General features: G+C 68.6%; 12 protein-coding genes. 3 read left to right on the top strand and 9 right to left on the bottom strand.

Going from position 1 to position 13,420, the window contains the following annotated elements:
• On the top strand, nucleotides 1–741 hold a 741-nt coding region (locus VFX99_RS08745), incomplete at its 5' end, for an IclR family transcriptional regulator (protein ID WP_329665911.1).
• Between the two features lie 136 nt (nucleotides 742–877).
• Nucleotides 878–1,081 carry a hypothetical protein gene (locus tag VFX99_RS08750; protein ID WP_329665912.1) on the top strand — a complete coding sequence of 68 codons (204 nt, stop codon included), beginning with the start codon at nucleotides 878–880 and terminating at the stop codon, nucleotides 1,079–1,081.
• Here the strand turns inward: VFX99_RS08750 and VFX99_RS08755 are convergent.
• Genes VFX99_RS08755 through VFX99_RS08775 form a run of 5 tightly spaced genes read right to left on the bottom strand, consistent with a single transcriptional unit; the run spans nucleotide 1,078 to nucleotide 6,580 of the window.
• Nucleotides 1,078–2,013: a glycoside hydrolase family 43 protein gene (locus VFX99_RS08755; protein ID WP_329665913.1), complete on the bottom strand. Its 936-nt coding sequence runs from the start codon at nucleotides 2,011–2,013 to the stop codon at nucleotides 1,078–1,080. The two genes, VFX99_RS08750 and VFX99_RS08755, sit on opposite strands and share 4 nt — an antisense overlap.
• Before the next feature lie 4 nt (nucleotides 2,014–2,017).
• Nucleotides 2,018–4,264, bottom strand: a complete 2,247-nt coding sequence (locus VFX99_RS08760; RefSeq protein WP_329665914.1) for an alpha-L-rhamnosidase — start codon at nucleotides 4,262–4,264, stop codon at nucleotides 2,018–2,020.
• Complete coding sequence (locus VFX99_RS08765; protein WP_329665915.1) at nucleotides 4,261–5,217, bottom strand: nucleoside hydrolase; 957 nt, start codon at nucleotides 5,215–5,217, stop codon at nucleotides 4,261–4,263. The genes VFX99_RS08760 and VFX99_RS08765 overlap by 4 nt, the downstream gene beginning before the upstream one ends.
• Nucleotides 5,218–5,256: 39 nt before the next feature.
• Nucleotides 5,257–6,027 (bottom strand): alpha/beta hydrolase, encoded by a 771-nt coding sequence (locus VFX99_RS08770; protein ID WP_329665916.1) that lies wholly within the window; start codon nucleotides 6,025–6,027, stop codon nucleotides 5,257–5,259.
• Between the two features lie 7 nt (nucleotides 6,028–6,034).
• Nucleotides 6,035–6,580, bottom strand: coding sequence for a quercetin 2,3-dioxygenase (locus VFX99_RS08775; RefSeq protein ID WP_329665917.1), 546 nt, complete (start codon nucleotides 6,578–6,580; stop codon nucleotides 6,035–6,037).
• Between the two features lie 155 nt (nucleotides 6,581–6,735).
• On the opposite strand from VFX99_RS08775, the gene VFX99_RS08780 reads away from it, so the two are divergent.
• A complete protein-coding gene (locus tag VFX99_RS08780; protein ID WP_329665918.1) occupies nucleotides 6,736–7,647 on the top strand; it encodes a LysR family transcriptional regulator in 912 nt (303 codons plus the stop codon).
• Between the two features lie 42 nt (nucleotides 7,648–7,689).
• On the opposite strand, the gene VFX99_RS08785 is transcribed toward VFX99_RS08780, so the two are convergent.
• The 4 genes from VFX99_RS08785 to VFX99_RS08800 all read right to left on the bottom strand — a co-directional run bounded on the left by VFX99_RS08785 (nucleotide 7,690) and on the right by VFX99_RS08800 (nucleotide 13,295).
• Complete coding sequence (locus VFX99_RS08785) at nucleotides 7,690–8,547, bottom strand: ATP-binding cassette domain-containing protein (protein WP_329665919.1); 858 nt, start codon at nucleotides 8,545–8,547, stop codon at nucleotides 7,690–7,692.
• Nucleotides 8,544–10,727: a dipeptide/oligopeptide/nickel ABC transporter permease/ATP-binding protein gene (locus VFX99_RS08790; protein WP_329665920.1), complete on the bottom strand. Its 2,184-nt coding sequence runs from the start codon at nucleotides 10,725–10,727 to the stop codon at nucleotides 8,544–8,546. The genes VFX99_RS08785 and VFX99_RS08790 overlap by 4 nt, the downstream gene beginning before the upstream one ends.
• Entirely contained in the window at nucleotides 10,724–11,665 is a 942-nt protein-coding gene (locus tag VFX99_RS08795) for an ABC transporter permease (RefSeq protein WP_329665921.1), read from the bottom strand. The genes VFX99_RS08790 and VFX99_RS08795 overlap by 4 nt, the downstream gene beginning before the upstream one ends.
• Nucleotides 11,666–11,726: 61 nt before the next feature.
• Nucleotides 11,727–13,295 (bottom strand): ABC transporter substrate-binding protein, encoded by a 1,569-nt coding sequence (locus VFX99_RS08800; protein WP_329665922.1) that lies wholly within the window; start codon nucleotides 13,293–13,295, stop codon nucleotides 11,727–11,729.
• Nucleotides 13,296–13,420 lie beyond the last annotated feature (125 nt).

Here is a 13,420-nt window from a genome sequence, read left to right on the forward strand (position 1 = left end):
GCCAAGGGACTGGACGTGCTGCGGCTGTTCGACGAGTCGGTGACCTCGCTGAAGCTGCGCGAGATCTGCGATCGGACCGGCATCCCGATGCCGACGGCGTTCCGGGTCGTTGCGACGCTCGAGGAGGGCGGTTTCGTCGAACGACTGCCCGACGGCGCGATCCAGCCGGGGGTCGCCGTGCTCACCCTCGGATCGGCCGCACTGCGCGGATCGAGCCTCGTGCAGCTGAGCGAGCAGCCGCTGCGCCATCTCGCGGAGGAGACCGCCGAGACCGTGAACCTCGGCGTCCTGGTCGGCGATCAGGTGCTCTACCTCGCGAGACTGCGCAACTCCGACCTCGTGACCGCGAACATCCAGGTCGGCTCGACGCTGCCGGCCGCCTACACATCGATGGGCAAGCTTCTGCTGGCGTATCTGAGCGAAGCGGAGCTCGCGCGCACCCTCGCCGAGCACGATTTCACGAGGGATGCCGGACCCAACGCGGCCCGATCGCTCCAGGAGCTCACGGCGCGGCTGGCCCCGATCCGCGAGCAGGGCTACGCACTGCAGGACGAGGAGGTCGCCGCGGGACTGCGTTCGGTTTCGGTGCCCGTCTTCGGCCGGGATGCTGCCCGCCCCGCCGCGGCGATAAACATCGCGGTCGCCTCGTCTCGGCACGACGTCGCCTCGCTGCGCGGGCCGCTGCTCGCGCGGCTGCAGCAGACGGCCGCCGACATCTCCTTGCGGCTGCGCTCGGCCTGACTCAGGCGCCGGCTCCGCAAACCGCGCGCCCGAACCCACATGCTCGCCGCGAGCCCATCCCCTCGGGCGCCGCGCAACGTGTGGGTTCGCCGCGAGTATGTGGGCTCGCCGATCGTCTACACGAGACTCCGGGCCGATGGGCGCGTTTGCCCGCGCCGTGGCGTTCCCGAACCTCGACACCACGGTGCACCTGTTCCACCGGCCGCGCACTGAGTGGATCGGTTACGACACGACGGTGGCTTTCGGAGGCAACGGCGTCGGCCTCACCCATACCGTCCTGCACGACACCGTGGGCCCGGTCGGCACGGCCGATCAGATCCTCACGATCCGGACGCGCTAGCCGTCCCCTTTCAAGTGGATGTCGTCAGCGGTGAGCACCACCTCGACGAGGGTTGTGCGCTCATCAGGGGTGTCGTTCGGCGAATGGAAGACCAGATAGCGCCTGCCGTTCGTCGCGCTGAGGACCATGCCGTGGCCGCCGTTGCGGCCCCACAGCGGCTTGGTGTTCTGAGTCCACGGCCCGAGAACACTTCCGCCCTCGGACGTCGCGACTCCCATCGCGTACCCTTCGTCACCGAAGCTCGACCAGAGCATCAGTAGGCGTCCGGACGCAACCCGAAACAAGAATGGCCCGTCGGTGAAGAGCGGATCCTCGGACAGATTCAGCCCAGGTGGCGGCTCGACGCCTTCGGGGAAACGCAACGGCCGGCTCCATTCGGCCGAGGACGCGGTGAACAGCAGTGCGGGCGCAGCCCCCGGCGTGCGCAGATCGTCTGAGAGTCGCATGGCGTGCATCTCGCCGTCTGCGATTCCGGGCGCTCCGCCACGGATGCCCTCGGAGCCTCGGCTGTACACCAGCCACGGCTGAGAGCGCTCGTCCAGGAAGAACGTGCCGTCCAGGCAGGGCATGTCGACCGGGGTGATCGGTCCGTCGCTCCACGGGGTGAACGGGCCGGTCGGCTCATCCGAAGCGAGGACGGCGACGCCACGGATCCCCGTATCGGACGAGGCGAACGTCGCGAACATGTAGAACCGACCGCGATACGGATGCACTTCCGGCGCCCAGTACTGCGTGTCCGACCAGAACCCCTCGGGCGGGCGGAATGCCGGAAACGGGCCGGTCCACGATTCCAGATCGGCGCTCGTGTAGCAGTCGAATCCGGTCGCGGGGCCTCCCCAGACGTTCTCGTCCGTAGTGCCGAACAGGACGTACGCACCGGGTGCCGACTCGAGAATGAAAGGATCACGGATCCGGATGTCGGAGAGCCGCATTGTGCTACGCCACCGCTACCGGGGCACGCCGGTGGACACCCGGCCCGACCACCTCGTCGTCTCGCCCGGGCAGCCGAAGCACCGCTTCCGCGCCCGCGGGCACCGTCACCTCGACGTCCAGCGCAGACCCGTCCAGGTCCCAGCGCACCGCGGCGAGGCCGTGCGGAGTCTGCAGGCTGGTCTGCGCCCAGGTCAGCCCACCACCGGGCTGGGGTGCGACGAGGATCCGCCGGTAGCCCGCTTCCAGCGGCGCGAGGCCTCCGACCGTGCGATGCATCCAGTCGGCCACGGCGCCGAAGGCGTAATGGTTGAAACTCGTCATCCCGCCGGGGTTGACGGCGCCGTCCGGGAGCATGGAGTCCCATCGCTCCCAGATCGTGGTGGCCCCCATGGTGACCGCATAGAGCCACGACGGTGCTTCGCGCTGCAGCAGCAGGGCGTAGGCGTCGTCGAGGTGACCCGTCTCGGCGAGCGCGTCGCAGACGAACGGCGTGCCGACGAAGCCGGTGCTGATCCGATGCCCTGCCGCCCGGACGAGCTCGGCGAGACGGCCGCCCGCGCGCTGCCGGTCGCGCTGGTCGAGCAGGTCGAACATGATCGCGAGTGCGTACCCCGTGGCGCTGTCGCCGCGAACGCGGCCGTCCTGGACGTAGTGAGCGCGGAAACCGCGACCGATGTCGTCGCGCAGGCGACGGAATTCCTCGGCGTCGGCCTGCTCGCCCAGTAACAGAGCCGTCTCGATCATCAGTGTGGCGGTGCGGTAGGCACACGCGGTCGCGACGACCTCCGCCGGCGCCTTCGACTTGCCGGGATCCTCCGGCGGGGCGTCCGGGTCGAGCCAGTCTCCGAACTGGAATCCGGAATCCCACAGTCCCTCCACCGAGAGGAGGCCCGCAACGGTGCGGGTGTGCGCCGTCATCAGCGGGTACGCGTCGCGCAGCGTCTGCTCGCGCCCGTACGCGCGCCAGAGCGCCCACGGCACCCACACGGCGGCATCCCCCCACACCGCGGTGGCGCCGGGCTCGGGGAAGTTGGTGTCGAGGTACTTCATGACGTTCGGCACGACCACCGGCACCGAGCCCTCCGGTGTCGCCCGACGCTCGAGTTCCATGTCGACGAGCCAGTCGCACAGGAAGGCCTCGACATCGCCGAGGAACGCCGCCGTGGGTGCGAAGACCGAGATGTCGCCCGTCCAGCCGAGGCGCTCGTCGCGCTGCGGACAATCGGTGGGGACGCTGAGGAAGTTCCCGTCCATGCCCCACACGACGTTGCTGTGCAGCTGATTCAGCAGCGGATCCGAGCACTCGAACGCGCCGATGGGGCGGATGTCGGAGCCGACGACGACGGCGGTGAGCGCCATCGGATCGAGGGCTCCCGGCCAGCCGGTGACCTCGACGTAGCGGAAGCCGTGGAAGGTCAGCGTCGGCTCGAAGAGGTCATCGCCGCCGCTCAGGACGAATCGATCGGTCGCGTCTGCGCGGCGCAGGGGACGGGTGCCCAATTCATCGTGCTCGAGCACCTCGGCGTGGCGCAGCACGACCTCGGTACCGGCCGGTCCAGAGACGCTTACGCGCACGAATCCGACCAGGTTCTGCCCGAAGTCGACGAGCGTCTTCCCGGAGGGCGATGTCCAGACCCGTTCCACGGCGCGTTCGCCCCGCCTGCGCACGGGCGGTGCGTCGGTCGGAGCGAGTCGGCTCGCATCGAAGTCGACCGCGTGCACGGCATCCCAGCTCGAATCGTCGAACCCGGGATGCCGCCACGAATCATCACCCAAGCGCGCGTCGATCGTCTGGCCCTTGTAGAGGTCGTCCGTGACCACCTCGCCCGTGCCGGCACGCCACGAGTCATCGGTGACGATGCTCTGCACGTGTCCGTCCGCGAAGCGGATGTCGAGCACGGCGTACGCGGCTCGCTCATCGCCGTACACCGCACGCTGGTCCGTGAACCCCAGCCAGCCGCGGTACCACCCGTTGCCCAGCCGCAGTGCGATCACGCTGCGCTCCACGACGGCATCCGTCACATCGTGCGCGACGAGGTGCAGGCGCCACTCGTAGCTCGTCCAGCCGGGGACGAGGAGTTCGTCGGAACTGGGGATGCCGTTGACCCACGCCTCGACCAGGCCCAGCGCCGTCGTGCGCAGGACCGCCCGCTCGACGGGGCCGTGGCCGTCAGCGAGCACGAACTCACGTCGCAGCAGCGGGGCCGCCTCGGTCGGGTTGTCGGGCGCGATCATCTTGGCGTTGGTCATCGCGATCCGTTTCTGGTCGAGGTGGCTTCTGCGTCGCTGTCTGCGACGAGCGCGCGAGCCGCCAGCTTGGCGACGAGGTCGGCATACATCAGCCGCATGTCGATCCCCGTGAAGACGCGGACGGTCGGCAGCTCGGGATCGGGATCACCGTACGACCCGTCATCGCGGATCGGCATCCGCGGCGCCGGATGCGAAGGCGACGAGGACGGCTCCGCGCGAAAGGTGCCCTGAAGGGCCGTCAGCAGCACGAGCGGGCTGTCACCGAGGACCGCGCATTCACCCAGGCTCGCGCCGAACATCCGCTCGACGCGATCGGTGAAAGTGCGCCATCGGTCGACGAGGTAGGACCCGAGAGGGCCCGAGGGCGCGATGTCGCGGCTCAGCTCCGCCCATGAAACGAGACACTGAGCGTAGGTGGGCTCCGGCACCTGCCAGATCGGCATGGCGGATCGGAACACGATCTGGGCGGCCAGGAGATCCGCGCTCGTGTTGAACTCCGGTTCCCGTCCCGGGCCGTGGTAACCATTGCCGCCGATCCACACCAACGTCAGCCGCTCCGCGATCCGAGGCTCGAGAAGGTAAGCCGTCGCCATTTCGGTCAGGCCACCTCCTGCCGCGTAGAACAACGGCATGTCGGTGTCATCGCGCATCGCCTCGCGGACGATCGCCCGGGTGGTGGCCGAGGGAGTCGGCACCGCGGATGGGACAAGCGCCTCACGTGCGCCGCGCATCGCCCGAAGCGGGCTGCCCGACAGCGCGAGCACCTCGTCCGCCGCCTCGACACCCTCGGCGACAGAGTCGCGGTCAGGCGAGATCATGATGTCCGGTAGGCGGGACGCGATCACCTGGACGACCTCGACGGAGGAGCACAGCACATGGTGAGCGAGTTGGAACAGTCCATCGGGGTCGCCTGCGAAGTCGTTGTCGATGATCACCCGGGCGCGTGCAGGCATTCCGATGCTCCAGTCCGTCTTGTGCTTTTCAGTCGCCGGTCAGCGAGTGATCCGGTGGACGAACTGAAGGGCCGCGTCGAACAGTGGTCCGGTGTCAGCCGTCCCCTGCCAGAAATGCCTGCCGCCTTCGACCGGGTGGAAGTCGACCTCTGCAGCGACGCTGCGGAGCGAGTCGACGAGGATCTCGCTCTGCCGGAACGGCACGTGCTCGTCGGCCGTGCCGTGCGAGATGTGAAAGGGCGGCGCGCCGACGTGCACCTGCAGCGCCGGGCTGGCCGCTCGCGCGGCATCCGATGATTCCCCCGCCGGCGCGCCGAGCCACCGCGCTTCACGGGTCTGGTCGGGGGGATCCCCCATGTCGTGATCGGCCATCGTGAACAGATCGGCTGGCCCGAACCAGTCCACGACCCCACGGATGTCGTCGCGGCGCAGCCCCGTCAGTGCCGCAAGCGTCGCCCCGGCCGAGACGCCCCACAGCACGAGACGCGAAGCATCCACACCGTGTTCGGCAGCATGCTCCCGCAGCCAGGTGATCGCGGCATCCACATCATCCAGTTGCGCAGGAAAGCGCGCCTCGCCGCTCAGCCGGTATTCGCACGACGCGATCGCGACGCCGGCTGCGACGATGCGATCGAACGATTCGGCGTCGCTGATCCCCGGCGTGAAGACCTTGCGGCTGCCGCGGAGCCATCCCCCGCCGTGCAAGAACACGATGAGGGGTGCTCCGGCGGCATCCGGGGTCCGCAGGTCGAGCGAGAGCGGACGAAACCCGACCGGCTGGGCGAAGTCGACCTCGAGGATCGAAGGCACGGGAGGGTCAGTCGCGGAACTGGAACTCGGGCATGAACTGCGTCCAGTACTTTTCGCCGGCCGCGCGCATGGTCGGATAGTCGGGAACGTAAACGCCCTGCGGCGCGGTCAGGTCGGTCTGCTGTCCCATCGCGTGGAAGAAGCGCTCGAACCCGGCGGTGCCGACGCCGAAGACCTTCGTCGTGTTGTGGATCTGGAACGCGTGCACGACGTTCGCGGGGATGAACGCGAAGTCACCGGTGGTCAGCGTGGTCTTGGTGTGATAGTCGGCCTGATCATCCATCCAGATGCTGATCTCGCCGTCCACGACGTAGAAGATCTCGTGCGTCTTGAAGTGCTTGTGAGCCGGGATGCGGTCGCCCTTGGGACCGACCATCGTGAACGCGCCGTACTGGTCGTCGGTCTCGTCGGCCGACAGCAGGATCGAGAACAGCTGGTCGAAGACCAGAGACTTCTCGCCCTCGCCATTCCCGAGGACGAAGGGCTTGGGAGCAGCCGGGAGGATACCGGCGAAAGGGACCTTATCGGGGTCGTCGGCGGGGAAAGTGGTCATGCTTACCTCCTTGTAAGAGCACGGCTGCCGTTAGGCAGATGGGGCGTCGGGTCGTTCCGAGGGCTCGCTCCACGTGACTCAAGTCTCGCTGGGATCAGCGGGAGGAGGAAGTTCGACATCCCTACCCGGCATTAGCCGCAGGCTAAGATCCGAGCATGGATGTGCCTATCCACGTGATCCGCTATTTCTGCGTGCTCGCCGAAGAGCTGCACTTCGGTCGTGCCGCTGAACGGCTGAGCATCACACCGCCCTCGCTGAGCCAGCAGATCAGCCGGCTCGAGCAGCAGCTCGACGTAAAGCTCTTCGATCGGAGCCCGCGCAAGGTCGAACTCACCCGCTACGGCCGCGAGCTGCTGCCCCTCGCGCGACGCGTTCAGGACGACCATGATCAGCTGCTCAGCTGGGGCCGCGCCCTGCAGCGCGACCGGGAGAGCCCGGTGCTGCGGGTCGGGGTCGTGGCCGCCGGGGCGGGCAGCCTGACGACGTCAGCCATCGCGGCGACGATGCAGGCGATACCCCGGGCGCGCATCGAGATGCGCCGACTCGGGTTCTTCGACGTCGCCGAGGACCTGGAATCGGGACGCGCGGACGTGGTGTTCGCGCCGTGGCCGATGCGTCTGCCGCCGCGCGTGCGAGCCGAACCTCTCTGGCGTGAGGCCCGAGTCCTGGTCGTGCGGTCAGACCACCCTCTCGCGGGTCGCGAGTCGATCTCGATCCTCGAGACGAACGACGAGATCTTCGTGGCGGTGGCCAAGGGCGTGCCCGACGTCGTCGACTGGTGGATCGTCGACCCTCGCCCGGACGGCTCGCGCCCGAAGCGCGGTCCGACCGCCGACAGCGTCGAAGGGCTGCTCGAGCTGGTCGCCGCGGGCGCCGGGGTGAACATCGCAGGCGAATCGGCCGGTCGGCACTACCGACGGGAGGAGCTCGCGTTCATCCCGATCCTCGACATCGAACCGGCGACCATCGTCCTGTGCAGCCTCAGCGACTCTCCCAACCCGATGGTCAATGCGTTCCGCGAGACCGCGCAGGCGCTGTCTCCGCTGGTCGACGCGACCTTCCACTGACAGCGACGGCGACTGCACCGGTAGGTCTCAGGCAGGGCGCATTCAAGCGACCGCCGCCGCCTTGAGCGCCTGCCACGCCTCGCGCCGACGCGCCTGCTCGTCGGGATCCGGCACCGGAGAAGCGGCCATGAGGACACGCGTATAGTGCTCCCGGGGATTCCGGATCAACTCGAGCGTCGGCCCCTCCTCGACGATCCGGCCGCGGTTCAGGACGATCACACGCTGCGCGAGGAACTCGACCACCGCCATGTCGTGGGCGATGAAGAGATACCCGAGGTCCGCACCTGCCCGCAGGTCCGCGAGCAGGTTCAGGACCTGCGCCTGGGTCGACAGATCGAGGGCGCTGACCGCCTCGTCGCACACCACGAGTCGCGGATCGGTCACCAGTGCGCGCGCGATGGCGATCCGCTGTCGCTGGCCGCCTGAGAACTGGCGCGGGTACCGCGCTTCGGAGCCCGGAGCCAGACCCACGGCGGCGAGCACCTCCTTCGCGCGGCGGGTCCGTTCGGGGCGTGTGACACCTGCCACCCGGAGCGGCTCCGTGAGCGCGTCGCCGATCGGACGTCGCGGATTGAGCGAGGAGAACGGGTCCTGGAACACAGCGCGCAGGTCACCCTGCAGTGCGCGGCGCTCTGCAACGCTCGCCCGCGTGATGTCGTTGCCTTCGAAGAAGATCTGACCGCTCGTGACGGGCTGAAGGCCGAGGATCGCCCGTCCGATGGTCGTCTTGCCGGACCCGGACTCCCCGACGAGTCCGAGCGTCTCGCCGCGCGCGATGGTGAACGATACGTCGTCCACGGCAGCGGCGGAACCCTTCTTGCCGTAGCGGACCACGAGGTTGCGCACCTCGAGTACCGGTGGGGTCGTGGCGGCCGGCGACTGTGCGTCTGCGAGTGTCATCGGTGTCCTCCGGTCGTCACGGGCAGCCGCCACTCTTCCTGCCGGCCGCGCACTTCGTCGCGGCGGACGCAGCGCACGGCGCCCCGGCCCACCGCGCGGGGTTCGAGCGGCACCGTCACCAGGCATTCGTCCCGCGCGAAGCGGCAACGCGGGGCGAACCGGCATCCGGCCGTCCATGAGCCCGGAAGGGGCACCTGACCCGGGATCGATGCCAGCCTCGTCGTGCTGTCGAGATCCGGGATCGCGTGCGGATCGGCGGCCAGCAGCGCCATCGTGTACGGATGCTCGGGCCGCACGAGCACGTCGCGCACCGATCCGGTCTCGACGATCTCGCCGGCGTACATGACCGAGACGTCGTCGCAGATGTCGGCGACGACTCCAAGGTCGTGCGTGACGAGGATGATCGACATCCCGCGCTCGGCGATGAGACCGCGCAGGAGCCCGAGGATCTCGGCCTGGATCGTGACATCGAGGGCCGTCGTCGGCTCGTCGGCGATGAGCAGGCTCGGCTTGCCCGCGAGGGCAAGCGCGATGGCGACGCGCTGCGCCATTCCACCGGAGATCTGGTGCGGGTAGCTCTTCAGCACGCGGGGCGTGTCCACGATGCCGACGTCGGTGAGCAGCTGAGTCGCGATGCCCTTGGCCTCGGACCTGCTGACGCCGCGCAGCCGCTTGATGGCTGCGCTCAGCTGCGAGCTGATCGTGAACATCGGGTCCAGAGCGCGAGTGGGCTCCTGCGAGATGAACGCGATCTCGTGACCGCGCACACGCTGCATCGTCCGCTCGCCGGCGCGCGCCAGGTCGGCGCCGTTCCAGCTGATCTCGCCCGACCGGACGGACAGACCCGGCGAGAGCAGGCCGAGGAGCGCGTACGAGGTGACGCTCTTGCCGCAGCCGGACTCACCGACCAGGCCCATCACGGTTCCGGGTCGCACCCGCAGCGAGACGCCGGTGACGAGAGCCGGGCCGCCGTCGACTCCGATCACGAGATCCTGCACGACGAGCTCACCGTCGGCGCGGCGAGCCGCCGCAGGGCTCAGGGCGGCATCCAGTTCTTCGATCGCGCCGGCGCTGGCGGATTCGACGGTGGACTCGACGCCGGACGACAGCTCGGCGACGGGGATGACGTCATGCGCCGGCGATGCGTTGCGCGTCGGGTCGATGTTGCTGGAGGGGATCGACGCATCGCCGATCATCGTGAGACCCTCCTGGGCCTCGTTGCCGACCGCCTCGCCGGCGGGCATGTCGTCCGCGAACGCGGACGCGGAGATCTCGGTCTCGGGCGTCCTGCTCTTCTTCCGGCGGATCGCCACGAGCGGCGGCGGCATGGCGGACCCACCGGCGAGCACATCGGCGAGGGCGTTGGCGGCGATGATGGTCAGCGCCAGCACGCCACCGGTGGGCACCATCATCCACGGCTGCTGAAAGATGAAGCGCGATGCGGCCTGGATCATGCCGCCCCAGGTGGGCTCCGGGGGCTGCGGGCCGAGCCCGATGAACGCGAGTCCGGCCAGCATGCCGATGCCGACACCGAAGAGCAGCACGAACTGGACGATCACCGTCGATGACATGTTGGGCAGGACGTGCCGGAGGCTGGCACTCATCGGACGCACGCCGTCCACGGCTGCTGCCTCGACGAACAGCTGCCGGTGCAGCGACTTCGCCTGGCCGTGGAAGACGCGGTAGAGCGCGCCGAACAGGAGGAGGCCGAACATGACCATGACCAGCGGCATGTTCGTGCCCACTGCGGCGATGAAGGCCAGGATGATCACGGTGCCCGGCAGCGACAGCACGATCTCGCTGACGCGGTTGATCAGTCCCTCGCCGCGCCGGCTTCGTGCGGCCCAGAGCGTGATCGGAATGGCGATCACGATGCCGACGACCGGGACGATCAGGGCGGTCAGCAGGGTGGGAGCGGCCGCGGTGACGAGACGGGAGAGCAGGTCTCGTCCCAGTTCGTCCGTTCCGAGGATGTGCTCGAGCGAGGGACCCTGGAGCACCGCGGTGAGGTCCTGTTCCAGCGGTCCGTAGCGCAGCCACAGCGGGCCGGTGACCGAGGCGAGGAGCAGTCCGATCAGCCAGATGAGCGACAGGACGGCAGCGGGCGATCGGAGGATGCGTCCCCCTCGGCGACGCTCGGTCCGGCGGACGCGGAGGATGGACGTTGTCGAAACGGTCATGAGGCACGCAGCTTCGGGTCGAGTGTGCGGTTGAGAAGCTCGAGGGCGAGGTTCACCAGGACGACGACGACCGTGGCGACGAGCACGAGCGCTTGGACGAACGGCAGGTCCGCGGACCCGACGGCCGCCTGCATCGCCTGACCGATGCCGGGGAGTGCGAACAGCACCTCGATGACGACCGAGCCGCCGAACAGCACGATGAACTGGATGGCGACGCTCGCGAGAATCGGGAGGCTCGCGCCGCGGAGTGCGTGGACGTAGATGATCTTGGTGGTCGGTGTGCCGAGAGCGCGCAGGGTGCGCATGTGCTCCTGCGTCAGCGTCTCGCTCATGGACGCGCGGGTCTGCCGGGCGATGCCCGCCGCCGAGACGATGGCGATCGTCACCACCGGCAGGATCAGCGACTTGAGCCATGCCTCCGGGTTGGTGGCGAACGGCACGAATCCGGTCGCGGGCAGGAGTCGCAGCTGCACCGAGAAGAAGTACACCAGGATGACGCCGACCCAGAATGCGGGCAGCGAAAGGAGGATGCCGGACAGCGCGGTGATCGCTCGGTCGACGGCCCCGCCCCGTACCGCCGCGACCACACCCATGACGATGCCGACGATCGAGCTGACGAGGGTGCCGAGCACGGCGATCGCCGCGGTGACCGGCAGGCGCTTGGCGATGTCCGGCCCGATCGGGCGGCCGTCGATCAGCGAGACGCCGAGGTTGCCCTGCAGCACCTGGCCCAGCCAGTTGAGGTACTGGACGATCCACGGCTCGTACCAGCCGATCGTCACGTTGTAGGCGGTGACCTGCTCGGGAGTCGCCGACTGTCCGAGTGCCACGCCTCCGGGCGTCGATCCCGACAGGTGCACCAGCACGAACGCGATCCACGTGGCGATCAGGATCGTCAGGACGGCGAAGCCCACCCGTTTGAGTACGAAGATGACCATCAGATCTCCCAGTGAGGATCCCGGTGCCGACCGTTCTGGAACGGTCGGCACCGGAGTGCGATCAGGAAGCGGGCTGGACCGTGGCCAGGATCGGGAACGGCTCTGCGCCCGGGAAGGTGAGCTCCGCGACCTTCTCGGTGTTGTACGCCCACGGGGAGAGCTGGTTGTACAGCGGGATGAGCCAGCCGTTGTCGACGATCGCGCGGTTCAGATCGGTCAGCGCCGTCTCCTGCGCCGCCTCGTCGTCGCCCGCAGCGGCGTACGCACCGGCAGCACCCTGGATCTCGGCGTTCTCCGCGCCGTGGAAGTTCGCGAAGCCGAACAGCACGCCGAAGACGTTTCCGGCGGGGTTCGTCCACGTGAGCGGGATCGGACCGCCGAGGGGCTGGGTCTGAACGGCCGCGAACAGCTCCTCGGTGGACGACGCGTTCTTGAGGGTCACCTCGACGCCGATGGCCGCCCAGTACGGCTGAAGAGCCTCGAGGTCGCGCTGGCTGCCCTGGTTGATCGTGAAGTCGAAGGCGAATCCGTCGGGGTAGCCGGCTTCTTCGAGCAGAGCGATCGCGGCGTCGGGGTCGTAGGCGTACTCCTCGTCGAGCTCGGGAAGGAACCCCGGGCTGTCGGTCGGGAGGGCGTTGGCCGTGGGGATCTCGCCCGGGTGGACGGCGTTGACGTATGCCTCGCGGTCGATCGCGATCGAGAGCGCCTGCCAGACGCGCGGGTCCGCCCACTGCGGTGCCAGGCTTCCGTTCTTGTCGAACGGCAGCATGTTCACGACCGTGCCGGCGTTGGCAACCAGGCCGGTGCCCGCGGACTCGACCTGAGTCTGCGTGTCGGAGGTGATGTTGGCGATGTCGACCTCGCCCGAGATCGCCGCATTCACACGGGCCTGCGGGTCGAGGATGGGACGGAACTCATACGAGTCGAAGGGATAGTCGGCTGCCGCCTCGGCATCCTCCTTCTTGACGAGGAGGTAGGAGTTGCCCTTGACCGTGGCGTCTTCATCGATCGTGAGCGGGCCGGAGCCGTCGGCCGTCGAGTCGAGGCTGGCGCGATCGGCGGCGCCGGTGGGCCCGACGATGACGCCTGCCGGAAAGACCAGGTTCGACTCGAAGCCGGGCTTGGGCGCGGCGAACGTGAGGGTGACGCTGTCGTCGTCGACGACGGCGACGTCGACGATCTCGTTCTCGCCGCCGGCGGCGAAGCCGGCGTAGGCGGAGAGGTCGGGGTTGTCCCGCGCGTCGAGGTTCTCCTTGACGAGCTCCGCGCTCAGCGCGGTGCCGTCGGCGAAAGTCGCCGAGGTGTCGAGGTCGAGAGTCAGCTGGGTCTGGTCCGCGCTGTACTCGAAGTTCGTGACGAGGTCGGGGGCGACCTCTCCTTCTTCGTCGAGGACGAAGAGGGAGTCGTAGATGCCCTCGAAGAACATCCGCTGACCGCTGCCGTAACGGAGCGGGTCGTAGCCGAGCGCGGCCTGGTCGGAGTCGAGTCCGATGATCAGGCGCGACGTGTCGGCCGCGGCGCCGCTCTCGGAGCCGCCTCCCCCGGAGCCGGAACATGCGCTGAGCGCGAGAGCTGATGCTGCGACGGCCGCAATGACGGCGGCGCCACGTGCTGTGGTGGTTCGAGACATCCTGATCTCCTGTGATCGTCGGGTGCTGGTGCGGACTTCGGTGGTCGCGGATCGCGAATCGGGAGGCGATCCTTCGTTACAGAGTGACTTCGTCCGGGGCGTTTGGCCATTCGGATTCACGCGGT

It is taken from the genome of Microbacterium sp., assembly GCF_036277215.1.
Taxonomy (GTDB): domain Bacteria; phylum Actinomycetota; class Actinomycetes; order Actinomycetales; family Microbacteriaceae; genus Microbacterium.